The 24,830-nt window shown below is 69.6% G+C and carries 29 protein-coding genes; 17 read left to right on the plus strand and 12 right to left on the minus strand.

Features of this window, described 5'->3' with window-relative positions; genetic code table 11:
• Positions 1 to 34 precede the first annotated feature (34 nt).
• From FY251_RS00765 to FY251_RS00780, 4 genes are all read left to right on the plus strand, one after another.
• A complete protein-coding gene (locus FY251_RS00765) occupies positions 35 to 454 on the plus strand; it encodes a DUF5791 family protein (RefSeq protein WP_148413028.1) in 420 nt (139 codons plus the stop codon).
• On the plus strand, positions 451 to 1,347 hold the full coding sequence (locus tag FY251_RS00770; RefSeq protein ID WP_148413029.1) for an SDR family oxidoreductase: 897 nt from the start codon (positions 451 to 453) through the stop codon (positions 1,345 to 1,347). Before FY251_RS00765 ends, FY251_RS00770 begins: the two co-directional genes overlap by 4 nt.
• Positions 1,348 to 1,448: 101 nt before the next feature.
• The gene (locus FY251_RS00775) at positions 1,449 to 2,633 is read left to right on the plus strand and encodes a bifunctional oligoribonuclease/PAP phosphatase NrnA (RefSeq protein WP_148413030.1); all 1,185 of its coding nucleotides are present in this window, start codon (positions 1,449 to 1,451) and stop codon (positions 2,631 to 2,633) included.
• A 71-nt stretch (positions 2,634 to 2,704) separates the two neighbouring features.
• Positions 2,705 to 3,796: an aldo/keto reductase gene (locus FY251_RS00780; RefSeq protein WP_148413031.1), complete on the plus strand. Its 1,092-nt coding sequence runs from the start codon at positions 2,705 to 2,707 to the stop codon at positions 3,794 to 3,796.
• A gap of 46 nt (positions 3,797 to 3,842) precedes the next feature.
• Here the strand turns inward: FY251_RS00780 and FY251_RS22350 are convergent, their stop codons facing one another.
• On the minus strand, positions 3,843 to 4,013 hold the full coding sequence (locus FY251_RS22350; protein ID WP_187367308.1) for an HVO_0758 family zinc finger protein: 171 nt from the start codon (positions 4,011 to 4,013) through the stop codon (positions 3,843 to 3,845).
• A 157-nt stretch (positions 4,014 to 4,170) separates the two neighbouring features.
• Between FY251_RS22350 and FY251_RS00785 the strand changes: the two genes are divergently transcribed.
• The 4 genes from FY251_RS00785 to FY251_RS00800 all read left to right on the plus strand — a co-directional run bounded on the left by FY251_RS00785 (position 4,171) and on the right by FY251_RS00800 (position 7,636).
• Positions 4,171 to 5,331, plus strand: a complete 1,161-nt coding sequence (locus FY251_RS00785; RefSeq protein WP_148413581.1) for an MFS transporter — start codon at positions 4,171 to 4,173, stop codon at positions 5,329 to 5,331.
• A gap of 87 nt (positions 5,332 to 5,418) precedes the next feature.
• A complete protein-coding gene (locus FY251_RS00790) occupies positions 5,419 to 6,525 on the plus strand; it encodes a glycosyl transferase family 2 (protein WP_148413032.1) in 1,107 nt (368 codons plus the stop codon).
• A complete protein-coding gene (locus FY251_RS00795; RefSeq protein ID WP_148413033.1) occupies positions 6,522 to 7,010 on the plus strand; it encodes a hypothetical protein in 489 nt (162 codons plus the stop codon). The genes FY251_RS00790 and FY251_RS00795 overlap by 4 nt, the downstream gene beginning before the upstream one ends.
• Positions 7,011 to 7,039: 29 nt before the next feature.
• Positions 7,040 to 7,636 carry a CoA pyrophosphatase gene (locus FY251_RS00800; protein ID WP_148413034.1) on the plus strand — a complete coding sequence of 199 codons (597 nt, stop codon included), beginning with the start codon at positions 7,040 to 7,042 and terminating at the stop codon, positions 7,634 to 7,636.
• Between the two features lie 134 nt (positions 7,637 to 7,770).
• On the opposite strand, the gene FY251_RS00805 is transcribed toward FY251_RS00800, so the two are convergent.
• The gene (locus FY251_RS00805) at positions 7,771 to 8,259 is read right to left on the minus strand and encodes a DoxX family protein (RefSeq protein WP_148413582.1); all 489 of its coding nucleotides are present in this window, start codon (positions 8,257 to 8,259) and stop codon (positions 7,771 to 7,773) included.
• 430 nt (positions 8,260 to 8,689) lie between these two features.
• On the opposite strand from FY251_RS00805, the gene FY251_RS00810 reads away from it, so the two are divergent.
• Both FY251_RS00810 and FY251_RS00815 read left to right on the plus strand, forming a co-directional pair.
• Positions 8,690 to 9,472, plus strand: coding sequence for a luciferase (locus FY251_RS00810; RefSeq protein WP_148413035.1), 783 nt, complete (start codon positions 8,690 to 8,692; stop codon positions 9,470 to 9,472).
• Positions 9,473 to 9,732: 260 nt separating this feature from the next.
• A complete protein-coding gene (locus tag FY251_RS00815; protein WP_148413036.1) occupies positions 9,733 to 10,899 on the plus strand; it encodes an FAD-binding oxidoreductase in 1,167 nt (388 codons plus the stop codon).
• 44 nt (positions 10,900 to 10,943) lie between these two features.
• On the opposite strand, the gene FY251_RS00820 is transcribed toward FY251_RS00815, so the two are convergent.
• Positions 10,944 to 11,438 carry an Hsp20/alpha crystallin family protein gene (locus FY251_RS00820; protein ID WP_148413037.1) on the minus strand — a complete coding sequence of 165 codons (495 nt, stop codon included), beginning with the start codon at positions 11,436 to 11,438 and terminating at the stop codon, positions 10,944 to 10,946.
• On the minus strand, positions 11,435 to 11,593 hold the full coding sequence (locus tag FY251_RS22355) for a hypothetical protein (protein ID WP_167344130.1): 159 nt from the start codon (positions 11,591 to 11,593) through the stop codon (positions 11,435 to 11,437). Before FY251_RS22355 ends, FY251_RS00820 begins: the two co-directional genes overlap by 4 nt.
• Positions 11,594 to 11,717: 124 nt before the next feature.
• Between FY251_RS22355 and FY251_RS00825 the strand changes: the two genes are divergently transcribed.
• Complete coding sequence (locus tag FY251_RS00825; protein WP_148413038.1) at positions 11,718 to 13,415, plus strand: radical SAM protein; 1,698 nt, start codon at positions 11,718 to 11,720, stop codon at positions 13,413 to 13,415.
• A 174-nt stretch (positions 13,416 to 13,589) separates the two neighbouring features.
• Here the strand turns inward: FY251_RS00825 and FY251_RS00830 are convergent, their stop codons facing one another.
• The 5 genes from FY251_RS00830 to FY251_RS22360 form a co-directional block, all read right to left on the minus strand.
• Positions 13,590 to 13,994: a TRAM domain-containing protein gene (locus FY251_RS00830; protein ID WP_089778982.1), complete on the minus strand. Its 405-nt coding sequence runs from the start codon at positions 13,992 to 13,994 to the stop codon at positions 13,590 to 13,592.
• A gap of 64 nt (positions 13,995 to 14,058) precedes the next feature.
• Complete coding sequence (locus tag FY251_RS00835; protein ID WP_148413039.1) at positions 14,059 to 14,754, minus strand: YkgJ family cysteine cluster protein; 696 nt, start codon at positions 14,752 to 14,754, stop codon at positions 14,059 to 14,061.
• A gap of 74 nt (positions 14,755 to 14,828) precedes the next feature.
• Positions 14,829 to 15,611, minus strand: a complete 783-nt coding sequence (locus FY251_RS00840; protein WP_148413040.1) for an MBL fold metallo-hydrolase — start codon at positions 15,609 to 15,611, stop codon at positions 14,829 to 14,831.
• Positions 15,612 to 15,724: 113 nt separating this feature from the next.
• Positions 15,725 to 15,997, minus strand: a complete 273-nt coding sequence (locus tag FY251_RS00845) for a winged helix-turn-helix domain-containing protein (RefSeq protein ID WP_004971253.1) — start codon at positions 15,995 to 15,997, stop codon at positions 15,725 to 15,727.
• A 121-nt stretch (positions 15,998 to 16,118) separates the two neighbouring features.
• Positions 16,119 to 16,280, minus strand: coding sequence for a hypothetical protein (locus tag FY251_RS22360; RefSeq protein WP_187367309.1), 162 nt, complete (start codon positions 16,278 to 16,280; stop codon positions 16,119 to 16,121).
• A 114-nt stretch (positions 16,281 to 16,394) separates the two neighbouring features.
• Here FY251_RS22360 and FY251_RS00850 point away from each other — a divergent pair, with 114 nt between their 5' ends.
• Together FY251_RS00850 and FY251_RS00855 are read left to right on the plus strand one after the other, a co-directional pair.
• A complete protein-coding gene (locus tag FY251_RS00850; protein ID WP_187367310.1) occupies positions 16,395 to 17,150 on the plus strand; it encodes a class I SAM-dependent methyltransferase in 756 nt (251 codons plus the stop codon).
• A 70-nt stretch (positions 17,151 to 17,220) separates the two neighbouring features.
• On the plus strand, positions 17,221 to 18,123 hold the full coding sequence (locus FY251_RS00855) for a glycosyltransferase (protein ID WP_148413042.1): 903 nt from the start codon (positions 17,221 to 17,223) through the stop codon (positions 18,121 to 18,123).
• Positions 18,124 to 18,129: 6 nt separating this feature from the next.
• Here the strand turns inward: FY251_RS00855 and FY251_RS00860 are convergent, their stop codons facing one another.
• Entirely contained in the window at positions 18,130 to 18,954 is an 825-nt protein-coding gene (locus FY251_RS00860) for an amidohydrolase family protein (protein WP_148413043.1), read from the minus strand.
• Between the two features lie 174 nt (positions 18,955 to 19,128).
• On the opposite strand from FY251_RS00860, the gene FY251_RS00865 reads away from it, so the two are divergent.
• From FY251_RS00865 to FY251_RS00880, 4 genes are all read left to right on the plus strand, one after another.
• Complete coding sequence (locus FY251_RS00865; protein ID WP_148413044.1) at positions 19,129 to 19,779, plus strand: helix-turn-helix domain-containing protein; 651 nt, start codon at positions 19,129 to 19,131, stop codon at positions 19,777 to 19,779.
• Positions 19,780 to 19,833: 54 nt separating this feature from the next.
• Positions 19,834 to 20,115, plus strand: a complete 282-nt coding sequence (locus tag FY251_RS00870; protein ID WP_148413045.1) for a HalOD1 output domain-containing protein — start codon at positions 19,834 to 19,836, stop codon at positions 20,113 to 20,115.
• 174 nt (positions 20,116 to 20,289) lie between these two features.
• Complete coding sequence (gene thsA / locus FY251_RS00875; protein WP_148413046.1) at positions 20,290 to 21,852, plus strand: thermosome subunit alpha; 1,563 nt, start codon at positions 20,290 to 20,292, stop codon at positions 21,850 to 21,852.
• Positions 21,853 to 22,035: 183 nt separating this feature from the next.
• Positions 22,036 to 23,355, plus strand: a complete 1,320-nt coding sequence (locus tag FY251_RS00880) for an APC family permease (protein ID WP_148413047.1) — start codon at positions 22,036 to 22,038, stop codon at positions 23,353 to 23,355.
• A gap of 33 nt (positions 23,356 to 23,388) precedes the next feature.
• Here FY251_RS00880 and FY251_RS00885 read toward each other — a convergent pair whose 3' ends face one another.
• Complete coding sequence (locus tag FY251_RS00885) at positions 23,389 to 24,045, minus strand: trimeric intracellular cation channel family protein (protein WP_148413048.1); 657 nt, start codon at positions 24,043 to 24,045, stop codon at positions 23,389 to 23,391.
• Positions 24,045 to 24,830, minus strand: a complete 786-nt coding sequence (locus FY251_RS00890) for an S-adenosyl-l-methionine hydroxide adenosyltransferase family protein (protein WP_148413049.1) — start codon at positions 24,828 to 24,830, stop codon at positions 24,045 to 24,047. Before FY251_RS00890 ends, FY251_RS00885 begins: the two co-directional genes overlap by 1 nt.

The raw sequence follows: 24,830 nt of genomic DNA on the forward strand, positions 1-24,830 counted from the left end.
ACCGTTTTGCCGCCGGAACGCCGAACCCGCGTGTATGTTGCACGACGCCGCCGCGAAGCCCGGAACCCTCTCGGCCGACGAGTTGCGGGCCGCCTACGAGGACGAGATTCGCCGCGCAGTCGACGCCGCAGGACCGGAGACGGCCGCCGAGGCCGCCGGCGTCTCGGAGGCCGCGCTCTCGAACGGCGTGTTGGACCTCACGCTCGAACAGGCCGCCGCCGTCCTCGAACTCGCCGACGACAACCCCGACGCCGACGCCATCGTCTGGGAGTTCCGCGACCACCTCCTCATGGGCATGACGAGCGGCATCCTCGACGTCGACACGCTCGCGTCCGAGGTCGACCTCGACCTCTCCGGACAGGAGATTCAGCAGGCCATCGAGGGCCGCACCGCCGCCACGCTGAACGAGATGGCCGCCATCCACCACGTCATCGCCGTCCGAAACGAGCGATGAGAGTCGCCGTCCTCGGCTGCGGCTACGTCGGCCTCGAACTCGCCCGCACGCTCGTCGCCGACGGCCACGACGTGTGGGGCGTCCGCCGCTCCGACGACGGTCTCGACGCCGTCGAAGCGACCGGCGCGGAAGCGGTTCGCGCCGACGTGACCGACGCCGACTCGCTGGCGGCGGTCCCCGACGTGGACCACGTCGTCTTCGCCGCGAGTTCCGGCGGTCGCGGGCCCGACGCCGCCCGCACCGTCTTCGTCGAGGGGCTCCGAACGGCAATCGACCAGTTCGCCGGCCGCGATTCGCCGCCCGAGCGACTCGTCTACACGTCGAGCACGGGCGTCTACGGCGACCACGGCGGCGACTTCGTCGACGAGTCGACGCCGCTGGACCCGACGACCGACAAGACGCGCGTCCTCGCGGAGGCCGAGCGCGTCGCCCGCGAGCACGCCAGAGAGCGGGGAATCGAGGGAACCGTCACCCGGTTCGCCGGGCTCTACGGCCCCGACCGCTACCGACTCGACCGCTATCTGAACGGCCCGGTCACGGCGGGCTACCTCAACATGGTCCACCGGGACGACGCCGCGGGCGTCGTCGCCCACCTCCTCGAAACCGACCGCGCCCGCGACGACACCGTCCTCGTCGTCGACGACGAACCCGTCTCGAAACACGAGTTCGCGGACTGGCTGGCCGACGAGTGCGGCGTCCCGCGTCCGGCGAAGCGAACGAAGGAAGAACGCCTCGCCGACGGCGACCTCTCGGAGACCGCCCGTCGCCGCATCCTGACGAGTAAGCGCTGTTCGAACGACTACCTCCGCGAACTCGGCTATTCGTTCGCGTATCCGACGTATCGGGAGGGTTACCGGGCGGCAATCGACGCGTACCGAGCGGACGGCGACTGAGCGTATTCCGCGGTCGACAGGTTCGAACCGCCGAAATTCTGTCACTCAGGATAACTCGATTAGGGGGAATATTCATACGGTAGGCCTCGGTCGTGTTGTGTATGCTGGGTCCGGTGGGGCAGTTCGACACGGGTGCTATCTTCGAGTCTCTCGACTCGTTCGTGCGCACCCACCCCGAGATCGCGGCGGCGGTCGTCGTCGCGCTCGGTGCGCTCGCGCTCGTCGTCTACGCCGCGATTCGGTTCAAGCGGCCGATGGGGACGCGGTTCGCCGAGGCGCTGGAGGGCGTCGACGAGATCGCCGTCCTCATGCACCCGAACCCGGACCCCGACGCCATGGCCGCGGCGATCGGCGTGGCCTGTCTCGCGGAACAGGTCGGCACCACACCGACCATCCAGTTCGCCGGCCAGATTCGACACCAGGAAAATCGCGCGTTCCGAACCGTTCTCGACCTCGACTTAGACCCCATCGACCACGTGAGCGACCTCGCCGCCGAAGCGGTCGTCCTCGTCGACCACAACGAACCTCGCGGGTTCGCGGGGGCGGAGGGCGTCCTCCCATACGCCGTCGTCGACCACCACCCCGGCGACGGGACCGGCGAGGCGTTCACCGACGTGCGGACCGACTACGGCGCGTGTTCGAGCATCGTCGCCGAGTACTTCCGCGACGTGGGCGCGAAACCCGTCCCGCCGGACATGCACGCCAGCGAGGTGAACGCCTCCTACACCGTCCCTTCGCAGGTCGCCACGGGCCTCGTCTACGGGATTCTCACGGACACGAAACACCTCACTGCGGGCTGTTCGGCCGCGGATTTCGACGCCGCCGGCTTCCTCTTTCCCGGCGTCAACGAGGACCACCTCGACCGCATCGCCAACCCGGAGGTCTCCCGCGAGGTGCTGGAGGCGAAGGCCCGCGCCATCGCCGGCCGCGACGTGCGCGGCCCCTTCGCCGTCGCCGACATCGGCACCATCTCGAACGTCGACGCCATCCCGCAGGCGGCCGACGAACTCATCCAACTCGAAGGCGTCACCGCGGCGGTCGTCTGCGGCGAACGCGAGAGCAACGTCTACCTCTCGGGGCGCTCCCGCGACGACCGGGTCCACATGGGCCGGACGCTGGAGTCCGCCCTCGACCACTACCGCGGGGCGAGCGCCGGCGGCCACGCCCGGATGGGCGGCGGGCAGATAATCCGGCCCGACGCCGTCACCGACGGCGGCAACGGCGAGTCCGTCCCCCGCGACGAACTCGTCGAACACATCTTCGAGGCGCTGTCGGGCGATATCTGACCCTCGGACCGGGCCGCCATCGCCGGACGCGGACCGGTGGCCCTTAACGGCCGGCCGCCGTAGGCTCGCCCATGGCTACAGGACGGGCGACGTGGGCCTACCGCGACCGGTTCGGCGACAGTTTCGGCCGCACCTTCTTCCGCCGGTTCGGTCCCGGCGTCGTCTCCAGCATCGGCATCGGAACCTACCTCGGCGAGCCGACCGACGCGGTCGACGACCGCTACCGCGAGTCGCTCGTCTCGGCGCTCGAACACGGCGTCAACCTCGTCGACACGGCGTCGAACTACCGCCACGGGCGCTCCGAGCGGGTCGTCGGGGACGCGGTCCGCGGGGCCGACGTCGACCGCGACGCCGTCGTCGTCGCCTCGAAGGCCGGCTTCGTCCCCTTCGACCGCGAGCGCCCCGACGACCCCGGCGCGTACGTCCGCGAGACGGTCCTCGACGCGGGCCTCGCCGACCCGGACGAACTCGCCCGCGGAAGTCACACCATCGCGCCCGCCTTCGTCGACGAGATGGTAGACCGGTCGCTCGACCTGACGGGGCTGGACCACGTCGACTGCTACTACCTCCACAACCCCGAGACGCAGTTGGCCGTCGCCGACCGCGAGACGGTGTACGACCGCGTCGAGGCCGCCTTCGAGGTCCTCGAACGCCGGGTCGCCGCCGACGACATCGGTCGCTACGGCGTCGCCACGTGGGAGGCCCTCCGCGTCGCGCCCGGCCACGACGCGTACCTGTCGCTCCCCGAACTCGTCCGCCGGGCCGAGCGCGCCGCCGACACCGTCGGCAACGACGAGCACTCGCTCGACGCGATTCAGCTCCCGTTCAACGTCGTGATGGCCGACGCGTTCACCGTCGAGGCCCACGACACCGACGCGGGCGAGGCGATGAGCGCGCTCTGGTACGCCCACGAACACGGCCTGCACGCCTTCACGAGCGCCAGCCTCGCGCAGGGCGACCTCGCGGCGGAGATTCCGGCGTCGGTGAACTCGGTGCTCGCCGGCGACACGGCGGCCCAGCGGGCGCTCAACTTCTCGCGGAGCGCGCCCGGCGTGACCGCGGCGCTCGTCGGCGCGTCGTCGGTAGAACACGTCGCGGAGAACGTCGCGGCCGGCACGTTCGACCCCCTCGGGGCGCGGACGTTCGATTCGGTCTTCGAGTGAGCGGCCGGCGAGTCCCGTCGGACGACCGCTGTCGGTCGGTTCGCGGCTATCTGAGCTCTTTCCACTCGCGCCCGCAGTCGCCGCAGATGCGGACCGAAAATACCTCGTCCGGGTCGTTTTTCTTCTTCAGCGACTCGCCGCACTCGGAACAGGTCAACCGTCCGTAGGTGTCTTTTTCCAACTCCCCGTCTCGAAGCCCCTTCCGCGTTGTCTTCATACGCTCTCGTTTGTGCAACGAACATAAAAACCCGACGACAATCCCCGTTTTCACCCCGTACGACGCCCCGCGGTCTCGTGCAGTCGAAACTGTTGTCACCTCGCGGCGCGCGCTTCCGACCGTGTCACGTGGCCGTCTCTTCGGAACGCTCTGCGGGATGGTGCTTCTCGTCAACCTCGCGCGGGTCGTCTTCGCACCGCTTCTCGGGGAGTTCATTCTCTTCTTCGGGGTCGACCGTGCCACCGTCGGCATCGTCGCCACCCTCGTCTGGCTCGGGAGCGCCGTCCTCCGCGTCCCGACCGGCTGGCTCCTCACCCGCGTTCCGAGACATCGGGTGGTGCTCGGGACCGGCGTCGTCCTCGTCGTCGCCTCGGGCGTCACCGCCAGCGCGACCACCGTCGAGACGCTGATGGTCGGCGCGGTCTCGATGGGCCTCGCCTCGGGCGCGTACTTCGTCGCCGCCAACCCGCTCGTGAGCGAGCTGTTCCCCGACCGCGTCGGCCGCGCGATGGGCATCCACGGCACCGCCAGCCAGCTCGCGGCCGTCGGCGTCGCCCCCTTCGTCACGCTCGTCCTCGCGGTCGGCCCCGACCTCGTCGACCGCCTCCCGTTCGTCTCCGCGGCGTGGCAACTCGTCTTCGTCTGCGTCGGCCTCGCGGCCGCCGTCGTGACGCTCGCGCTGTTCGTCACGGCCCGCTCGACGGACCTCCCCGACGCGGGCGCGGCCGACCGCGACCTCCTCGGCGCGGCCCGCACGGAGTGGCGGGTCATCCTTACCGGCATCGTCATCCTCGGCTTCACCGGCTTCGTCTGGCAGGGCCTGTTCAACTTCTACGAGCTGTACATGGTGTCGAAGGGCCTGCCGGCGACGACCGCGCGCAACATGCTGACGGTCGTCTTCGGCGCGGGCGTGCCCGCGTTCTTCCTCTCGGGGCGGCTCGCGGACAAACTCCCGCGCATCCCGTACATCCTCGGCGTGCTCGTCTCGTTCGTTCTCTCGGTGTTCGTCCTCACGATGACGACCAGCCTCGTCGGTCTCGTCGTCGTCACCGCGGTCGTCGGCTACGTCATCCACAGCCTGTTTCCGGCGCTCGACGCCTACCTGCTCGACACGCTTCCCGACGAGAGCCGCGGGAGCGCCTACTCGGTGTACTCGTTCGGCATGATGATATTCCAGGCCAGCGGGTCGGGCGCGGTCGGCACCCTGACCGACGTCGGCTACGCGTTCGACGAGGTGTTCTTCTGGTTCTCCGTCGGGCTGGCGGTCGTCGTCACGGGACTCATCGCGCTCCAACGCGCCGGGCGCATCCCGAACTGAACGGGCCGGTCGGGGCGCTCGGAGCGAAGCCGGCAGCCGGTTCGGCTCTCGCCGCACTTTTGCTCGCCCGGGTCCACGACCGACACGATGGAGTACGTACAAGAGCGGGTCACGACGCTCCACGACCTCGCCGGCTCGGTCCCCGACGCCCCGACCGACCGCGCCGCCGTGGTCGTGCCGATGACGGAGCGGGAGTACGCCGGCCTCGCCGCCGAGCGGGTGCTGTCGACGCTGGAGTCGCTCTCGCCGGCGCGGGTCGTCGTCCCCCTCCGCGCGCCCGCCGACCGGGTCGCCCCGTTCGCCGACTGGCTCGACGAGTACGACCTGCCGCTCGACGTGCTGTGGTGCGACGGCCCCCGCGTCGCCGACTTGCTGGACTCCCACGGTCTCGACGGCGAGCGCGGCAAGGGCCGCGACGTGTGGCTCGCGCTCGGCTGCGCCGCCCGCGAGGAGTACGTCGTCGTCCACGACGCGGACACGAAGACCTACGACGAGCGGTACGTCCCGCGGCTCCTGTTCCCGCTGGCGCACGGCCACGACTTCTCGAAGGGCTACTACGCCCGCGTCGAGGAGGAGCGGCTCTACGGCCGGCTGTTCAGGCTGTTTTACGCCCCGCTCGTCCGCGCGCTCGAAGTCGAGACGGACGCCCCAATCGTCCGGTATCTCGACTCGTTTCGGTACGCGCTGGCCGGGGAGTTCGCGGCCACCTCGGACCTCGCGGTGCGGATGCGGTCGCCGCGGAAGTGGGGGCTCGAAGTCGGCACCCTGGGCGACGCCTTCGCCCACGCCGGCTTCGACCGGAGCGCGCAGGTCGACCTCGGCGAGTACGAACACGACCACCGCTCCGTGAGCGGGCCGACCGGCCTCTCGGACATGAGCGAGTCGGTCGGGCGGACGCTCCTCCGGGCGGTCGTCGAACACGGCGGAGACGTCGAGTTCGACACGCTCGCAGAGCGCTACCGCGAGGCGGGGAACCGGCTGGTCGAGCAGTACGCGGCCGACGCGGCGTTCAACGGCTTCGACTACGACCGCGGAGACGAGCGCGAGCAGGTCGCCACCTACGCCGATGCCATCTCGAAGCCCGGCGAGGACACGCGGCTCCCGGCGTGGAAAGACACGTCGCTGTCGCCCGATGCGGTGCTCGCTGCCGCGAGCGCCGACCTCGACGACGTGCGGGAGGAGGCGGGACGATGACCGAGACCACCTACGACGACCTCGCGGGCGTCGTCGACCTCTTCGGCGCGCTCACCCGCGAGGAACTGGAGACGGCGCTGGACGAACTCGCGTTCAAACAGGGCCGCGAGACCGACGGCGACGCGCTGTCGGGCGCGATTTCCGACGCGGTCGACGCCTACTACCTCGTCCCCTACGAGGACGACGAGACGGACGCGGAACTCCTGACCGTCGGCCCGATGGCGTTTCCGACGCTCCCCGACCGGGCGGAGGACCTGCCGCACATCCTCGACTACCCGACCCGCGAGGTGCCGCGGGACGAGCTGGCGACGCAGGTCGAATCCCGCCTCCGCGCGGCGGCCGCGAGCGCGGTGCAGACGGGCGACGAAGACGAAATCGCCCGCCTGCTCGACGTGACGTACGACCTCGAAGCGTGGGCCGACACCGACGTGGGGTCGATTCGAGACCGCCTCGACGCCGCGCTGGACGCGGAGGGGCAGGCCTAAGTCGCGGCATCTCTTTACGAATCGTGACGATGGACCTCGCGGGCGTCAGCCGACACGAGCCGGTGACCGTCGACGCGGGCCGACGGGCGGCCGTCATCGCCCCCGTCGTGTTCCGCGACGAGCGGCCGCACATCCTGTTTACGAAGCGCGCCGACCACCTCGGCGAGCACCCGGGCCAGATGAGCTTCCCCGGCGGCGGGCGCGAGCCGAGCGACGCGGACCTGCGGGCGACCGCGCTCCGCGAGTCCAACGAGGAAATCGGGCTCCGACCGGAGGAGGTCGCCTTTCACGGCCGACTCGACGACATCCTCACCGTGACCGACTACGCCGTCTCGCCGTTCGTCGCCACGGTGCCCGACCGCGAGTACGAACCCGACCGGCGCGAGGTGGCCGAAATCGCGGTCCTCGCGGTCGACGACCTGACCGACCGCGCGAACTACGAGTCGGAGCGCCGCGACCACCCGCAGTACGGCGAGATCCGGCTCCACTTCTTCCACGTCGACGGCTACACCGTCTGGGGCGCGACCGGGCGGATGCTCGTGCAACTGCTCGAACTCGCGACCGACTGGCGCGTCCCCGAGGCGGTCGACCGCGTGGTCGACCCCGACGCCGACTACCCGGTGTAGCGCGAGACGTTCTATCGACGGGCGCGCCGGCGCGGCCGCTCGCGGTGTCTGCGTCAGTTCGGAAAAACAAACCGGCGTCAGCGTGTCGTCGCCCCCGCGACAACTCCCTTCCCTTTCTGCCCCCGGGTACCCCCTCAGCCGAGGAGGTACTTGAGCGCGGGGCGCTGTCGGACGAACTCCATCTTCTCGATGATGGCGTCGAGGCCGAGGATGCGGCCCGCCGCGAGCGCGCCGACGATGGCGAACATCATCAGCCCGAACAGGTCGCCGTTGACCACGCCGTGGCCCCAGTCGGCGTTCCCGAGGTAGAAGAACACCATCAGGACGCCGCCGAAGAAGGCGGCGAGCCGGACGAGCGCGCCCACGATGAGCCCGAGACCGATGAGGAACTCCCCCCACGGAACCATGATGTTCGTGAGGTCGAGGAGCCACGGGGTCGCGGCGGCCCACGCGAAGAAGCCCTGCAGCGGCGAGGCTGCGGGGGCGTTCGCGAGGTAGCCCGCGGCGCTGAACGCCTCACCGGTCAGCTTCCCCCAACCCGCGTGGAGGAACCAGTAGCCGGTGATGATGCGGGTCAACACGAGCACGTAGCCCGTGACGCCCCGCGAGTAGTCGAAGTCGATTCTGTTCCCCAGCATCTCGATTTGTGCGTTAGCGGGCATCTCGGTTCACCTTACATCTAAACCGTCGGCCGCGAACCCCATATAACGGCGACGCGATTTCCGAATCCATAGAACTGGGAATGACCGAAAACGGGCGTTTGAGACTGTCACGATTCGTTTTCGAATACTAATCGGGATTCAGAATTGCGTCCTAGATACAATCGTGTCGGTACGCGGGTGAACACGGCGGTCTCTCGCGGTGAGGCCGACTGACACGCGATTCGGACCCGGTCGCGGCCGGGCCGATAGGCGGTATATAAACGCCGCCGCGACGGGCCAGCATCGCCGTCATCGACAGGGTTTTGGCCTCCTCCGCGCTACTCGTTCTCACATGGTCGCACAGACGATGGATCGCGTTCCGCGACGGTACTGAAATTTCTGTGGTGATAGCATGCTGACCGCCGAGCGCGCGGTCTCGAAAGCCGGTCTGGACGCAGTCGCCCTCAAGCCCGCCGAGTGCGACGTGCGCGAGGCGCTGTCGGTCCCGCTCGACGTCGTCGCCATCGACTACGAGGGCCGCGAGCGACTCCCCGACGAGGACGTGCTGCGCGAGCTCGCGGCCGAAAAAGAGGTTCGCCTGACCACGCCGGTCCGCGCCGACGGCTTCGACCCGCTCGGCGACGACTCGCTGTACGAGTGGCTCCCCGACGGGATTCGACAGGTGCTCGTGGCCGGTCACGGCGCGTACCTGACCGACGACGAGGCGGGCCGCGCGGTCGCCCCCCGGCTCCGCGCCGCGAGAGAGCGCGCGCCCGACGCGTGGGTCGGCACCGAGGGCATCGAGCGAATCGCCCTCGCCGCCGGCGGCACCCAGTACGAACTCCTCTCGCGGTCGACCCGCCGGGACGTTCGGGCGCTCCGGGCGGCCGGCTTCGACGGCGAACTCGCGGTCTACGCCCCGACCGCCCTCACCGACGACGACGACGAGATTCTCGACGCAGTCGGCGCGTACGTCTCCCGCCGACGGCCCGTCGCTCGCGCGCTCCCCGACGACGCCGCGACCGACGCCTCGGTCGAGGGCCGCGCCCGCGAGGTGCTCCTGAAAGCCTCGCGCGACTACGCGCTCATCGGCTCCGCGGCGGACGTGCGGCGGCGAATCGACGGCCTCCGCGACGCCGGCATCGACCTCGTGGTCGGCTACCCCGCCCGCGGCGTCGACGAGTTCGCCGAGTGAGTCGGGCGCGCCGCCCGGGATTCTCCGCGTCTCCGAACTGACCGCCGAGCACCGGAGGCCTTTTAGGTGGTCGGCGGAGAGGACAGGTGACGGCACGGTCGGGTGGCTCCTTTCGGACCCACGTGGTTTCCACGCGGGCCACGGCCGGCCGACCTACCCCGTCTCTCTACAATCCTGAGCGACCGCGCCGCGCGGGTCTCGACCACTCGAACGACCGGCGAGCAACTGCCATTCAAGTCGGTCGCCGACCCAGACGGGGTATGAACGAATCAGCGCGCGTCGCGGTCGTCGGCGCGGGCGCGGTCGGCCTGACGACCGCCTTCGACCTCGCCGAGCGCGGGGCGCGGGTCACGCTGTTCGAACGCGACGCCCCCGGCAGCGGGTCCACGGGCCGCGCCGCCGGCATCTGCTACGACGCCTACGCCGAGGACATCGACGTGGCCGTCGCCGACCGCGCGATGGCCCGGTTTCGGAGCCTCTCGGGCGACGGCGGGTTCGCCTTCCACGAGACGCTGTACGTCTTCCTCGCGCGCGAGGGCGACGACGCGGCGGCCGCGGCGCTCGAAGAGGCGGTCGAACGAATGCGCGTCCACGACCGCGCGGTGTCGCTCGTCGCGCCCGACGAACTGGCCGGCCGGTTCCCGATTCGGACCGACGACGTGCTCCTCGCGGGCGTCGCCGAGAACGCCGGCTGGGCCGACCCCGCGGCCTACGTGGACCTGTTCGTCGAGAAGTGCGAGTCCGCGGGCGTCGAGTTCCGCGTCGGCGACGCGGTGTCGCTCCGGGCGGACCCGCCGGGCGTCGCCGTCGACGACGCGGTGACCGCGCGCTTCGACGCCGTCGTCGTCGCGGCCGGCGTCCACTCGCGCCGCCTGCTCGCCGAGGCGGGCCACCCAATCCCGCTCAAACCGTACCGGGCGCAGGCGCTCGTCGCCGACTGCGACTACCGCGGGCCGACCGTCTACGACGCGACAGAGGAGTCGTACCTGCGGCCGCACCCCGCGGGCGTCCTCGCCGGCGACGGCGTCGAACCGGTCGAACCCGACCCCGACGACTGGGACCCGACCGCGGACGACTGGTTCGTCGCCGACGCGCTCGACGCGGTTCGACACCGGACGGCGGTCGGCGATATGGACGAGTCGGAGGCAGGCGGGTCGGCCGAACCCGAACTCGACCGCGCGTGGGCCGGCCTCTGCGGGGCGACCCCGGACCGCAACCCGCTCGTCGGCGCGGTCGCCGAAGGCGTCTACGTCGCCGCCGGCTGGCACGGTCACGGCTTCATGTGGGCACCGGCAATCGGCGAGCGACTCGCGGAGGCGGTGCTCGGCGACGGTCAGGAGTCCATACCGGACGCGTTCGACCCCCGCCGCTTCGACGGGGACGAGGAGTTCGCGGTGGTCGAGGGGATGACGCTCGACGGCGACTAACGAGAAAACGAGAGATTGCGGGCGCGTCGCGCCCGACTTGGGCGTTACGCGTCTTGGTCGTCCACGTCGCCGAAGTCGACTTCGGCGTCGGCGTCGGACTCGGCGTCGGCGTCGGCCTCGCCTTCGTCTTCCTCCTCGGTCACGGCGATGTCGCTCGCGCGCTCGTCCTTGGGAATCCGAATCTGGAGCGTGCCGTTCTTGCCGACCGTGGCGGTTCCCTCGGCGGCCTCGACCGAGGCGTCGGAGGGGATGGTCGCCTTCCCCGAGAGCGTGAGACCGCGGCCGGGGAAGCGCATCTCGTAGCCCTCGTGGAAGTCGCGGAAGCGGTCGATGCGAATCTCGACCTCGCCGTCGAGGAAGCGGACCTGCACGTCCTCGGCGCGAGCGCCGGGCGCGTCGAAGACGACGAGGTAGGCGTCCTCGGATTCGAGCAGGTCGTGGGCCAGCGGCTTGCGCTCTTGCATCTGGCTGACGCCGCGGCCGACCCGTTCGAGGACGGCGTTGGCCGCCGACTCGCCGAACTTCCGCAGGTCGCTCATAGCTGAATCTCCTCCAGCGCGCGGGACTCGCCGCAGTACGGACAGGAGAAGTCCGCCACCGTCACGTCGTCGGGCATGTCGTAGGTGTAGTGCATCTCGAACATGTCGAGTTCGCAGTCCTCGTTGGCGCACTTGACTTCGAGGGTCGCGGGCATGGCCGTCAGTTACGCTCCCACGCTCATAAACGCGCGGGAGGCGGAAGCGACCAGCGGGGCGCGAGCGCCGAGTGAGCGACCGCCGACCGGTTGCGTTTTCCGCGTCGAACCCGAACCGCGACCGATGACCGACCCCGCCGACCTCACCGTGACTATCGTCGACGGATACGTCGACGAGCCGGCGCACTTCGGCGTGCCGCCGTACATCTCGACGTATCCGAGGTTCACCGCGGGTGCGGTGGTCGACGCGGGCGTCCCCGAGTCCAACGTCGTCTACCACACCATCGACGAACTCCGCGACGACAGACAGAAGTGGCGCGACGTGGCCGACGCCGACCTCATGATTTACATCGGCGGCATGACCGTCCCCGGCAAGTACGTCGGCGGGACGCCCGCCGAACCCGACGAGGTGCGCGAACTCGCGTGGGTCGCCGAGGGGACCGCCCTCATGGGCGGGCCGATTCGCTTCGGCGTCGGCGACGAGAACGCCGGCGGCCAGGACATGGAGCGCAAGAACCTCGACTACGACTTCGTCGCCAAGGGCGACATCGAGGCGGCCGCCTACGACCTCGTCGACTCCGGCCTCGAAGGCTTCGGCAACCGCATGCGCGACAACGAGGAACTCGACCGCTGGGCCGCCACGGGCGCGTTCGTGGTCGAACAGCACCCGAACCACCCCGACCACCTCATCTGCGAGATGGAGACCTCGCGGGGCTGTGCCTACCGCTGTTCGTTCTGTACCGAACCGCTGTACGGCAACCCCGCGTTCCGCACCGCCGACTCCGTCGTCAAGGAGGTCGAGAACCTCTACGACCGCGGCGCGCGACATTTCCGACTCGGCCGACAGGCCGACATCCTCGCGTTCGGCGGCGACGGCGAGGCTCCGAACCCCGACGCGCTCCGCCGACTCTACGGCGGTATCCGCGAGGTCGCGCCCGACCTCGGCACGCTCCACCTCGATAACGTCAACCCCATCACCATCGTCGGCTGGCCCGAGAAGTCCCGCGAGGCGCTCCGCATCATCGCCGAGCACAACACGGCCGGCGACACCGCGGCGTTCGGCCTCGAATCCGCCGACCCCGTGGTGCAGGAGGAGAACAACCTCAACGTCTCCGCCGACGAGTGCTTCGAGGCGGTCAAAATCGTCAACGAGGTCGCCGGCTGGCGGCCCGGCGACGACCCCGCGGACGCGCCGACCCACGGCTCGGACGCCGCGAACCGCCTGCCGAAGCTCCTCCCCGGCATCAACCTCCTCCACGGGCTGAAAGGCGAGCGCGAGGAGACGTTCGAGCACAACAAGCGGTTCCTCCAGCGCGTCTACGACGAGGGCCTCATGGTCCGCCGCATCAACATCCGGCAGGTGATGGCGTTCGACGGCACCGACATGTCCGACACGGGTGCCGACATCGCCCGCGACCACAAACAGCTGTTCAAGACGTACAAAAAGGAGGTCCGCGAGGAGATTGACCGCCCGATGCTCCGCCGGGTCGCCCCCGCGGGCACGGTCCTCCCGAACGTCCACCTCGAATACCACCAGGACGGCCGGACGTTCGGCCGCCAGCTCGGGACCTACCCGCTTTTGGTCGGGATTCCGGGCGAGCGCGAACTCGGGAAGACAATCGACGTGGCGGTCGTCGACCACGGCTACCGCTCCGTCACCGGGGTTCCCTACCCGCTTGACTTCAACGAGGCGTCGATGGACGAACTCACCGCCATCCCCGGCATCGGTCGCTCGACCGCCGGCGACATCGTGGTGAACCGCCCCTACGCCGACGCGGGCGACGTGGGCGTCGATGCCGACGTGACGAAGTACGTTCAGTAGGCGTCTCGAAACTCGAAACCTGATTCTTCACCTGCAAGCGCGCTCTCTCTGCGCGCCCGACGCGGCCGGCGTGTTCACTCGCAAGCGTGGTGCGTGATTCACTTGTAGTCGTGGTCTGTCGCTCCCGAGAGAAGACGGTGACGGAGAACGAGCCGAACCGCGAAAACAGCGCCGTCAGAAGTCGTCTTCGACGACTTCGCCGACGGCGAAGTTAGACTTGACCTCGGTGATTTCGACTTTCACGCGCTCGCCGACTTCGGTGCCGGGGACGATGATGACGTAGCCGCGTTCGACGCGGGCGATGCCGTCGCCCTGCTTGCCGATGTCCTCGATTTCGACGTAGCGGAGTTCGCCGGCTTCGACGGGCGGTTGCGGTTCGTTCGTGGGCGTCGGTCCGGCGTTCGATTCGGACTCGGCGGGTTCGTTCGACTCGCGGGAGATGAGCGCGACGCGGTAGGTCTCGCCGGGTTCGACGGTCCCGGTCTCGACTTCGCGGCGCGGAATTTCGACGACGTAACGGTCGTCCTCGGTGCGAACGTCAGCATTGAACAGACACAGGAGTTTATCTGAGATTTCCACCGTAAGACCTCCAATATGTGGTCAGGCCGGAGTGTTAAAGATGTACCGCAGTCAGCGGATTCGACTACTGAACCCGCGTCCCGTCGGGCCGTTTCGCGCCCTCCGAGTCGTGAACGACGACCTCGCCCGGGCCGGTCTCGACCGGCTCGTAGGCCTCGGTGACGCCCCGCGCCTCGCGTAGCTCTCGAACCGCCCGCTCTTTCAGCGCCCGCGCCAGTTCCTCCGCGTCCGCCCGGGAGATGTCTCGACCGAGGCCCTCGCACTCGTGAGCGCGGACGACGCCCTCCTCGTCGACGGCCTCGCCCATCGGCTGGCTCGTCCCGCCGAGCGCGACGCTGAACGGGTAGGTCTCGCAGATGAGCGGTCGGTCCGCGTGGACCTGACAGGCCCCTTTCCCGGCGTCGTCTTCCTCGTAGAACCGGCAGTCGCCGCAGGCGGTCGTCTGGAGCGCCCACTCGAACGTCTCGCCCTCGGGGCCGTCGTCGCCCTCGGCGAGGCCGTAGGGCATCGGGCGGGCCACGTCGCGCCACTCCGTCGCAGTTCCGGGCTCGCCGTCCGAGTCGCCTCCGGCGGCGTCCTGCAGGGCGCGAACCTCGTCGGGAAAGACGGTCGCGGTGTGCGGTTCGGGGCCGTCGTCGCCCTCGTAGCCCTTACAGCAGGCTCCGCATCGCGTGCACTCGAAGCCGATGGACTCGATGGCGTCGGCGAGTTCCGACACGTCGAGGTCGCGGGCGCGGTCCAGTTCGGCGTCGAGGTCCATACCCGCGATGCGGGTGCGAGCCCAAAGAGGGGCGCGGTTTTTGGCGGGAGTCCGGGCTCGAATCGGCCTGCACCCTACCGCGGTTCGACCCGCTCCGCCTCCGGGTCCCAGCGAACCCGCCGCTCGGCGGCGAGTTTCTCGATGTGCGCGACGACCGTCGCGCGGGCGAGGTCGCGCACGCCCGACACGTCCTTGTCGTAGGCGGCGTCGGTCACGGCGTCCGGGGTCGCGTTCCCGGCCAGCACCGCGTCGAGGACGGCCCGCTCGCGGTCGTTTCGGTGCGCGACGAGTCGCGCGAGCGTCGCCCGCGGGGCCGTGATTTCGGGGCCGTGACCGGGAAGCAGTCGCTCGGGACCGCGCGCGTGGAGTCGCCTGAGCGCGACGAGGTAGGCGCGCACGTCGCCCTCGGGCGCGCCCACGACGACGCTCCCCTCGGCCACCGCGAGGTCGCCGCAGAGCACGTCGTCGCCGGCGACGAAGCTCACGTGGTCGCGGGCGTGCCCCGGCGTGTCGAGCACTTCGACGCCCGCGCCGACGGAGAGGGTCGACCCCTCGGCGAACGTCCGGTCGGGTTCGACCCCGGTCGCCGCCGAGAAGGCGCGCTCGCGGCCGCGGCGACACCAGACCGTCGCGTCGGTTTCGCGGGCGTAGGCGGCGACCGCGCCGACGTGGTCCCCGTGGGTGTGGGTGACCGCGAGGTGGTCGACGCCCTCGCGCGCGACGAGGTCGTCCAGTTCGTCGGTGCGGGCCGCGGGGTCGACGAGCAGGCTGTCGCCGCCGTCGGCGACGAGGTAGGCGTTCGTCGCGCCGGTCGGCGCGCGGGTGGCGACGGGAACGGAGACGCGCGTGACATGCATGCCGGCGGCTACGCTCGCCGATTAGTTAGGTAGTTCGAGAGAAGTGGTGGCTTGGTCTGCGGGAGTGCGCCCCCGCGGGCGGTGGTCTGTCGCGCTATCGGCGAACCGCGCGCTTACGTGTTGAGGAAGTAGACCTGCTTTCGCGCGTCCTTGAAGGAGTACCGAGAGCCGACGAGGTCAGACTCTTCGAGACGGTTGAGCGCGTAGCGGACGGTGCGGTCCGGCAGCAGCGATTCCTCGGCGAGTTGGCCCTGCGAGAGGGGCGCGTCGCTTTCGAGGACTTTCGCGACGAGCTTCGCGCTCGGGGGAAGCTCGCGGAGGCGCTCTCGGAACTCGGCTTCCGAGAGCAGGTCTTCAGTATCTGGCTCTGCAGAGGTGGTGCTCATACCCGTCACAGTCGGTTGCTCCGTGTTAAGAGTTAGCTACAAGTGTGTGAAAAGAATCCAGACACATAATACACATATTAATATTCCGCGTTTGTTCGAAAATCGGCCGCGAGTAGCCGGCTCACTCCGCGTTTCGTCTCGTATCGACCGCGGGAGTGCCGAGTCGATAGCTTCCCAGCGGCGCGTGACAGTCCGGACAGTGGACGACGAGCCACCCCTCGCTGACGTGGCGTGTTAACGCGTCGGCCTCGCAGGTCGCGCCGCAGTTTCTACATGTTGGCATATGTCATGATACGCGCTCAGCGGACGAAAAGCTCACTCCCACCGGTCGCCGGACCCCGCTACCGCACCGCGTATCCAGTACCGTTTTACGGTCCCCCCCGCGAGTATGCGTAGCGTGAAAGGAAAGGAGTGGTACCAGGCCGACGAGGTCGCCCAGGAGTACGACTCGAAGCGGTTCTCCAAGGGCGGTCGCCTCATCGACCGGCGAGAGAAGGAGGCGGTCCTCGCGGCGCTCGGCCCCGTCGAGGACAAGAACATCCTCGAAATCGCCTGCGGGACCGGCCGGTTCACCGTGATGCTCGCCCAAGAGGGGGCGAACGTCGTCGGACTGGACATCTCGCGGGCGATGATGGTACAGGGGCGGGAGAAGGCCCGCAGGGCCGGCGTCGCCGACCGCATCGAGTTCCTCCGCGGCGACGCGGCGCGGCTGCCGTTCCCGGACGACCACTTCGACGCGGTGTTCGCGATGCGCTTTTTCCACCTCGCGGACACCCCGGCGAAGTTCCTCGCCGAGATGGCCCGCGTCTCGAAAGGGCAGGTGTTCTTCGACACCTTCAACGACGGGAGCCTCCGGGTGGCCTACAACTGGCTGCTCCCGATGGGGTCGCGGCTCTACTCGGAAGGCGACGTGCGGCGACTGCTCGGCGACGCGGGACTCGACCTCGCGGGCGCGAACCACGACTTCGTCATCCCGTTCGGCTTCTACCGGAAGGTCCCCAACGGAATCGCACAGCCGTTCCGTTCGCTCGACCTCGCCGTCGGCGACTCGCCGCTCGGCGACGATCTCGCGTCGGTGTCGTACTGGGACGCGCGGGCCGAGTCCGCCGACGAGGCGTCCCGACCGGCGACGCGGGCGAGCGACGCCGAGTGAGGCGTTCTCACGGCAGATTTTAACGCGGCTCTCGATTCACATTTAAGTACGTCCACCGCAACTGTCGGGTATGGACCTCTCGGTTGTGCTCCCGACGCTCAACGGTCGGGACCGGCTCGCCACCAGCCTCGACGCGCTGGCCGAGCACGCCCCCGACGCGGAAGTCGTCGTCGTCAACGGCCCCTCCGCCGACGGCACGACCGGGATGGTGAGAGAGCGCGACGACGTGGACGTGCTGGTCGAAATCTCCGACCGCAACCTCAACGTCGCCCGCAACGCCGGCCTCGAAGTCGCCGACCGCGACGTGGTCGCACTCCTTCGATACGACCTCTCCGTCGAGTCGTCGTGGCTGTCGGCGCTCGAAGCCGGCATCGCCGACGCCGACGTGGTCACCGGGCCGATGCACCAGACGCTCCGCAACGGCATGACGACCGAGTCCCCCGAACGGAGCGCTATCAGCGGCCGCACGGTGACGTACTTCAACGGCGGGAACGTCGCGTTCCGCCGCGGGGCCATCGACGCCCTCGACGGCTTCGACGAGTACCTCCAGACGGGCGGCGCGCGCGACGCGGCCCACCGCCTCGCCGGCTTCGACCGCTCCGTCGCGTGGGCCCCCGAGATGTGCGTCCGCCGCGAGTTCGAGGCCGACGGCGGCGTCTCCGAGCGCGACTGGGGCTGGAAGTACCGCTCTCTGACCTATCGACTCGTGAAGAACTACGGCGTCAGACCGGGGACCGTCACGCGGACGGCGAAACACGCGATTTCGGACGGCGTCGACGCCGCCCTCGGCGTCGCGAAAGGGGAGGTGACGCCCTCGGGGTGGGCCGGAACCGGCCGCGACGTGGTCGGCGGCATCGCCACGGGCGTCTCCGACGGGTTGGTCGCCCGCGCCCGCGACCGGACCCGCACGCGGAACCCCCACGGTCGGTCGAAGCGCGCCGACCGCGCCGTCGCCCGCTACGACTGGCGCTGACTCGCGTCACTGTTCTCCGGGGCCGAGCGCCTCGATGACCCGCGCCGCGTTCTTCGAGAACGCCTTCGCCAGCGCGTCTTCCGACACGTCGAGCGTCAGAATCTCCATGACGCCCACGTTCGGGTGGGTCTCGGGCGCGCCGCTGCCGAACAGCACGCGGTCCGGGTGTTCGAGCAGCGCGCGTTCGAGCACGCTCCGGTAGCGGACGAAACTCGTGTCGAGATAGAGGTCGTCGTGGTCGTCGAGGAGGTCGATGGCCTCGTCCATCAGCCCGCGGTCGAGCGGGAAGCCGCCGAAGCTCGACAGGATGACCGGGAACCGACCGAGCAGCGACTCGGCGACGGCGCTCGGTTTGAAGACCCGTCCGCCCTCGACGAAGACGGGAAGCCCCACGTCTTCCAGCATCGCGAGCGTCTCGTCGTCGGGGAGTCCGTCGACCGCCGGCGCGAGCGAAAAGCCGTGGAAGCGGTCGTCGTAGGCGTACTGCTCGATGTCGTCGGGGTCGGCGTGGTGGTCCGCCCGCGACGACCTGAAGTTCCGGAGTCGCGCCGAGGCCCGGCCGCTCGGGTCGCGCGGGCCGTTGATGCGGGCGAACGCCAGGAACGGGCGGTCGACGCTCATCCGGGCGACCGCGTTGTTCGGGCGGAGGTAGCTCCCCTCGACCCGCTGTGCGCCCGGCGAGACGACGGCGCGGACGACGCCCGCCTGATGCAGTTCGCGCTCCAGTCGCTCGGGGCTTATCTCCCGCCCGCGCGTCGCGACCGACCGCTCGTCGGGGTCGAGACGGGCGTTCACGTCCACGACCCTGAACCCGTGTTCCAACTCCAGCATTGTGGAGTCACTCACCGGTCGCCGCCAAATAGGTTGTAGAATCCGCCGCGGTCGTTTCACCGAGCTCACAGTACCGGGTCGTTCGTTCGCCGGCGCGTGACGTTCATTCCTTCACGACGGTACGGAGAGAGCCTGAGACGCAACTATTTCTCCTGCTATTGCCATCGTTCACGCGTGTGCCTCATCGCCGAGGTCGTCGCGCCGCTGTCCGCGCTCCCGTTCGGTTCCGCGGTCGAGGGTTACGACGTGGAGCTCGAACTGGAACGCTCCGTCCCGCCCGCGTCGCGGGCGACGTCGTTCGTCTGGGTCCGCGGTCCCGACGCGGCGTCGTTCGGGGAGGCGGTGCGGTCGCTTCCGAGCGTCGACGACCTCACGCTCGTCGGTTCCGTCTCGGATCGGGCGCTCTACGGCGTCACGTGGGACGCCTCTCAGATTCCGGTCTTCGACGCGTTAATCGAGCGCGACGCGGTTCTCTTGGAGTGTCTCTCGACCGCCGACTCGTGGTGGCTCAAGCTCCGGGTCTCGTCACACCGCGTGCTGACCGACCTCAGACGCGAGTGGGCGGCGCACGGCATCGACACCGAGTTCGACCGCATCAGCTCGGTCGCGGCCGAGGAGGAACCGATGAGCGAGCGGCTGACCGACACGCAGCTCGAAGCCCTGCTTCTCGCGCTCGACCGCGGCTACTTCGACGAGCGTCGGGACACCTCGCTGGACGAACTCGGCGCGGAGCTCGGCATCTCTCGGCAGGCGGTCGCCGCCCGCCTCAAACGCGCCTATCGGACGCTCGCAGAGCGGATTCGAGACGAGCGACCGCCGCGATAGCGGGTTACATAGTCAACCCACACCAATAGGTAGCCGACTACCCATTCGGACTGTATGGACGACCCGCTCGAAGATGGAGCAGGGTCCGTGGTGGTCACCTCGGTCGACCGGTACGACGAGGTGGCGGTCGCCATCGCCTCGGCGGTCGCGACGGCCACGGAACTCAATCCACTCGAACTCCCGCCCCTCTCGGATATCGGCGTCGACCCCGAAGCGCTCGACGTCCTCTTTCGCCTTTCTCACGACCCGTCTCGACGATTCTCGTTTCGGTACGCGGGCTATCTCGTTTCGCTGTTCGGCGACGGGACGCTCACCGTCGACACCCTCGACGAGTAGCGACGCGCCCGTCTCAGCGGGGCTCCGCGCGGCCGCGGAGTCGGGTCGTGGCTGTCTCCTCCGGATTCGAAAAACCGTCGCCCTGTCGTGCGATTTCGTAGCTCACCCCGGGCGAAACGTATTTATAGAACTGCAATCGTTGATAGCGGTTGAGGTTTCAACATGGCTTCACGAATGCAGCAACCGTTATACATTCTCGCAGAGGGGACGAACCGAACGCACGGCCGCTCCGCGCAGGACTCCAACATCCGCGCCGGGAAGGCGGTCGCCGAAGCCGTACGGACCACGCTCGGCCCGCGCGGCATGGACAAGATGCTCGTCGACTCCTCGGGCGAGGTCGTCATCACGAACGACGGCGCGACCATCCTCCAAAAGATGGACATCGAGCACCCCGCCGCGCAGATGATCGTCGAGGTCTCCCAGACCCAAGAGGAGGAAGTCGGCGACGGCACGACCACCGCGGCCGTCCTCACCGGCGAACTCCTCGCGCATGCCGAGGACCTCCTCGACGACGACCTCCACCCGACGGTTATCGTCGAGGGCTACACCGAGGCCGCCCGCATCGCGCAGGACGCCATCGACGACATGGTCCTCGACGCGGCCCTCGACGACGACCTGCTCCGGAAGGTCGCTGAGTCGTCGATGACCGGCAAAGGCACCGGCGACGTGACCGCCGACGTGCTCGCCAAACACGTCGTCAAGGCGGTCCAGATGGTCCACGGCGACGGCGACGGAACCTTCCACCGCGACGACGTCCGCGTGCTCACCCGCACGGGCGCGTCCTCCTCGGCGACCGAACTCGTCGAGGGCGTCGTCCTCGACAAGGAGCCCGTCAACGAGAACATGCCCCGGTCCGTCTCCGACGCGACCGTCGCGGTCCTCGACATGAAACTCGACGTGCGCAAAGGCGAGGTCGACACCGAGTACAACATCACCTCGGTCGACCAGCTCACCGCGGCCATCGACGCCGAGGACAGCGAACTCCGCGGCTACGCGAAGACCCTCGCGGACGCCGGCGTCGACGTGGTGTTCTGCACCAAGTCCATCAGCGACCGCGTCGCGGGCTTCCTCGCCGACGCGGGTATCCTCGCGTTCAAGAGCGTCAAGAAGTCCGACGCTCGCGCCCTCGCCCGCGCGACCGGCGCGAAGCGTCTCGGCTCGCTTTCGGACCTCGACGAGTCCGACCTCGGCCGCGTCGACTCCGTGAGCATCCGCACCTTCGGCGACGACGACCTCGCGTTCGTCGAGGGCGGCGCGGCGGCCAAGGCCGTCACGCTGTTCCTCCGCGGCGGCACCGAACACGTCGTCGACGAGCTCGAACGCGCCATCCAAGACGCCGTCGACGTCGTCGTCGCCGCCATCGACAAAGGCGGCGTCGTCCCCGGCGCGGGCGCGACCGAAATCGCCATCGCCGACCGCATCCGCTCGGAGGCCGCCGGCATCGAGGGCCGCAAGCAACTCGCCGTCGAGTCCTACGCCGACGCCGTCGAGGCGCTTCCGCGCACCCTCGCCGAGAACACCGGCATGGACCCCATCGACGCGCTCGTCGACCTCCGCGCCCGCTACGAGAACGAGGGCATCGCCGGCATCATCTCCTCGGGGCGCTCCGGCGAAATCGGCGACCCCGTCGAACTCGGCGTCATCGACCCCGTCGCGGTCAAGCGCGAAGCCATCGAGTCCGCGACCGAGGCCGCGACGATGATCGTCCGCATCGACGACGTCATCGCCGCCAAGTAACCGAACCGTCCGCAGAACACACTCTCCCATCCAATCCACCCTCCGGCGGCGCGGACCGCCGGGCCACTTCGTGTCGCTTTTGCTCGGCCGTTCCGTGTTCGAGCGGTCGCGCCGCGCGGACGCCCGTCGCGCCGTGTCACCCTGCCGCTACGTTCTTCCGTCGCGAGCGTCGAATATCACCCAATGTCCGGCGAAGTCGGGCTTCCGGAAGCCGTGTCGATGGCGATTGGAGGGATGGTCGGCGGGGGTATCTTCGCCGTGCTCGGCGTCGTCGCCGGCGCGGCCGGAACCCTCGCGTGGGCGGCGTTCGTCGTCGCCGGCGTCCTCGCGGCCTGCGCCGGCTACTCGTTGCTCCGGCTAAACGGGCTGTGCGAGTCGCCGCGGTCGCCCGTCGGCTACGTCGAGCGGTTCACCGACAGCAACACGACGCTCGCGGGCGTCGTCGGTTGGACGTTCGTCTTCGGCTACGTCGGGACGATGGCGATGTACGCCTACGCCTTCGGCGGCTACTTCGTCGAACTCACCGGCGTCTCGACGGTCGCGTCGGTCTCGATACAGCCGTTCGTCTCCGCGCTCACGGTCGCCGCGTTCGTGAGCCTCAACGTCTTCGGGGCGCACGCCTCCGGCCGGGCCGAAGACCTGCTTGTCGGCCTCAAGGTCGCCATCCTGCTCGTGTTCGGCGTCGGCGGCGTCGCCTACGGCGCGACCCACGGCGGCCTCGGCTTCGGCCTGTCGAACCTCGGCGTCGGCCCGCTCGTCGCCGCCGCCGTCTCTTTCGTCGCCTTCGAGGGGTGGGAGCTCCTGTTGTTCGACCAGGAGAACATCGCCGACCCCCGCGAAACCGTCAGGAAGGCGGTTTACATCTCCATCGCGGGCGCGACCGGCCTGTACATCCTGGTCGCGCTCGTCACGACCAATCTCGCCGGTATCGACGCCATCCAGCAACACGCGGAAACCGCGCTCGCGGTCGCGGCCCGACCGTTCCTCGGGCAGGCCGGGTTCGTCCTCATCTCGGTCGCGGCGCTGTTCTCGACGGGGAGCGCAATCAACGCCACGCTGTTCAGCTCCGCGCGGCTCTCGAAGCGCCTCGTCGCCGACGACCTGCTCCCGAGTCGCCTCCGCGACGAGTCCGCCGACGAGCCGATTCGCCCGCTCGTGACGCTCGGCGCGCTCGCGGCCGGCTTCGCGTTCCTCGGGAGTCTGGACGCCATCAGTTCGTTCGCGTCGCTCGCGTTCATCTGTATCTTCGGCGGCCTCTCGTTCCTCGCGTTCCGCGAGCGCGAGACCCTCCTGACGACCGCGATTCCGGCCGTCGGGACCGTCGGCGCAATCGGCTCTGCGACCGCCCTCCTGTGGCACCTGTTCGACGCCGAACGCGGGACGTTCTGGACCGTCCTCGCGCTCGCGGTGGTCGTCGTCGGCGTCGAGGTGCTGTACTTCGAGCGCGAGGCCATCGCGGACGAGGTTCGCTCGGCCGAGCGGCGCGTCGAAAACGAGCTGTAGGGGGTCTGTTCTCGGCGCTCTCCCAGTCCCGCCTCAGACCCGCGGGAGCCGCCAGTCGTATCGGAGCGCGAGCACCCGCACCGAGAAGACGACCGCGGCGCACAGCCCCGATGGGACGCCGGTCGGCGCGCCGGCCGCGCGGGCGGCGAGGAAGCCGAGACCGCCGACGACCGCGGGGGTCGCGTAGAAGTCGTCGCGGAGGACGACCGGTACGCGCCCGATGAGGATATCGGCGATTGAGCCGCCGCCGACGGCCGTGATGGTGGCGAGGATGACGACGCCGAACGACGTGACGCCGGCGTCGACGCCGACGAGCGCGCCGGTCGCCGCGAACGCCGACAGCCCGACCGCGTCGGTCGTCAGGAACGCCGGGTGGTCGCGCACGCGGCCCTCTATCGAGTGGATGAGGACGATTGCGAGGCCGACGCCGACGAGCGCGACGCTCATGTCTCCCGTCCCCGCCAGCGACGCGGGCAGTCGGTCCACGAGCACGTCGCGGGTCGTCCCGCCGCCGAGGGCGGTCACGATGCCGAGCACCGAGACGCCGAACACGTCGAGGCCGGCCTCGGCGGCCTTGAGCGCGCCGGCGACCGCGAACGCGAGGAGGCCGACGACGTTCATCACCGCGAAGGGGTCGACGTCGGGGACGGCGACAGTGGCGGGGGCCGACAGGAAAAGGGCAGTCCCCATCAGTCGACCCGGAGTTCGACGCGGTCGCCGGGCGCGAGGCCGAACGCCTCGTCGCCGCGGCCGCGGTTCACGTCGCACTCGACGTTGCCGTGACTGCCGACGGTGACCAGTTTCTCGCCGCGCGGGACGGCCTCGAAGGTGCGACCGACCGGCACCGACTCGCCGTTGACGGTCGCGCGGTCGCCGGCCGCCTCGCGGACGAACGCCCCCGGAACGTTGGTGATGCAGTTGCCGAAGTCGTCGACGACGAGCACCTCGCCCGTCGCCTCGCGGCCGTCGGCCGAGACGGTCGCCTCGGGGAGGCGGCGCTCGGCGAGCGAGTCGAGAGCAATCGGCTCGAAGCGGTCGACCGACGCCAGCGCCGACGCGCTCGCGACGTGGGCGTCGGCGGCCGCGGGCGCGAACACGTCCCGCCCGTGGAAGGTCGTCGACGCGGGGTTCGGAACGTCGATTTCGTAGGCTTCGACCGGTGCGTCGTCGAGGGCGTCGAACACGCGCCTCGCCGGCGGGCGGAGGACGCCGTTGTCGGGGCCGACGAAGACGTGGTCGCCGACCCGAAGGACGACCGCGCGGCGGTCGGTGCCGACGCCGGGGTCGACTACGACGAGGTGGACCGCCGGCGGGAAGTACGGAAGCGTCTCGCGGAGCCAGAAGGCGGCCGCGCGAACGTCCTGTCGCGGGAGATCGTGGGCCACGTCCACGAGTCGCGCGTCGGTCCGCGAGAGGACGACTCCCTTCATCGCGGCCGGGTACGCGAGGCCGAAGTCGGACGCGAGCGTGATCAT

The organism is Haloferax sp. KTX1 (assembly GCF_902410085.1).
Classification (GTDB): domain Archaea; phylum Halobacteriota; class Halobacteria; order Halobacteriales; family Haloferacaceae; genus Haloferax; species Haloferax massiliensis.

Coding starts and splice junctions, on each gene's coding strand:
- FY251_RS00860 (WP_148413043.1), bottom strand. CDS start 18,954: ATGCTGGAGTTGGAACACGGGTTCAGGGTCGTGGACGTGAACGCCCGT.
- FY251_RS22350 (WP_187367308.1), bottom strand. CDS start 4,013: ATGAAGACAACGCGGAAGGGGCTTCGAGACGGGGAGTTGGAAAAAGAC.
- FY251_RS00820 (WP_148413037.1), bottom strand. CDS start 11,438: ATGAGCGACCTGCGGAAGTTCGGCGAGTCGGCGGCCAACGCCGTCCTC.
- FY251_RS22355 (WP_167344130.1), bottom strand. CDS start 11,593: ATGCCCGCGACCCTCGAAGTCAAGTGCGCCAACGAGGACTGCGAACTC.
- FY251_RS00775 (WP_148413030.1), top strand. CDS start 1,449: ATGCTGGGTCCGGTGGGGCAGTTCGACACGGGTGCTATCTTCGAGTCT.
- FY251_RS00795 (WP_148413033.1), top strand. CDS start 6,522: ATGACCGAGACCACCTACGACGACCTCGCGGGCGTCGTCGACCTCTTC.
- FY251_RS00855 (WP_148413042.1), top strand. CDS start 17,221: ATGGACCTCTCGGTTGTGCTCCCGACGCTCAACGGTCGGGACCGGCTC.
- FY251_RS00800 (WP_148413034.1), top strand. CDS start 7,040: ATGGACCTCGCGGGCGTCAGCCGACACGAGCCGGTGACCGTCGACGCG.
- FY251_RS00835 (WP_148413039.1), bottom strand. CDS start 14,754: ATGGACCTCGACGCCGAACTGGACCGCGCCCGCGACCTCGACGTGTCG.
- FY251_RS00765 (WP_148413028.1), top strand. CDS start 35: ATGTTGCACGACGCCGCCGCGAAGCCCGGAACCCTCTCGGCCGACGAG.
- FY251_RS00810 (WP_148413035.1), top strand. CDS start 8,690: ATGCTGACCGCCGAGCGCGCGGTCTCGAAAGCCGGTCTGGACGCAGTC.
- FY251_RS00785 (WP_148413581.1), top strand. CDS start 4,171: ATGGTGCTTCTCGTCAACCTCGCGCGGGTCGTCTTCGCACCGCTTCTC.
- FY251_RS00790 (WP_148413032.1), top strand. CDS start 5,419: ATGGAGTACGTACAAGAGCGGGTCACGACGCTCCACGACCTCGCCGGC.
- FY251_RS00770 (WP_148413029.1), top strand. CDS start 451: ATGAGAGTCGCCGTCCTCGGCTGCGGCTACGTCGGCCTCGAACTCGCC.
- FY251_RS00885 (WP_148413048.1), bottom strand. CDS start 24,045: ATGGGGACTGCCCTTTTCCTGTCGGCCCCCGCCACTGTCGCCGTCCCC.
- FY251_RS00780 (WP_148413031.1), top strand. CDS start 2,705: ATGGCTACAGGACGGGCGACGTGGGCCTACCGCGACCGGTTCGGCGAC.
- FY251_RS00845 (WP_004971253.1), bottom strand. CDS start 15,997: ATGAGCACCACCTCTGCAGAGCCAGATACTGAAGACCTGCTCTCGGAA.
- FY251_RS00880 (WP_148413047.1), top strand. CDS start 22,036: ATGTCCGGCGAAGTCGGGCTTCCGGAAGCCGTGTCGATGGCGATTGGA.
- FY251_RS22360 (WP_187367309.1), bottom strand. CDS start 16,280: ATGCCAACATGTAGAAACTGCGGCGCGACCTGCGAGGCCGACGCGTTA.
- FY251_RS00840 (WP_148413040.1), bottom strand. CDS start 15,611: ATGCATGTCACGCGCGTCTCCGTTCCCGTCGCCACCCGCGCGCCGACC.
- thsA (WP_148413046.1), top strand. CDS start 20,290: ATGCAGCAACCGTTATACATTCTCGCAGAGGGGACGAACCGAACGCAC.
- FY251_RS00870 (WP_148413045.1), top strand. CDS start 19,834: ATGGACGACCCGCTCGAAGATGGAGCAGGGTCCGTGGTGGTCACCTCG.
- FY251_RS00815 (WP_148413036.1), top strand. CDS start 9,733: ATGAACGAATCAGCGCGCGTCGCGGTCGTCGGCGCGGGCGCGGTCGGC.
- FY251_RS00890 (WP_148413049.1), bottom strand. CDS start 24,830: ATGATCACGCTCGCGTCCGACTTCGGCCTCGCGTACCCGGCCGCGATG.
- FY251_RS00825 (WP_148413038.1), top strand. CDS start 11,718: ATGACCGACCCCGCCGACCTCACCGTGACTATCGTCGACGGATACGTC.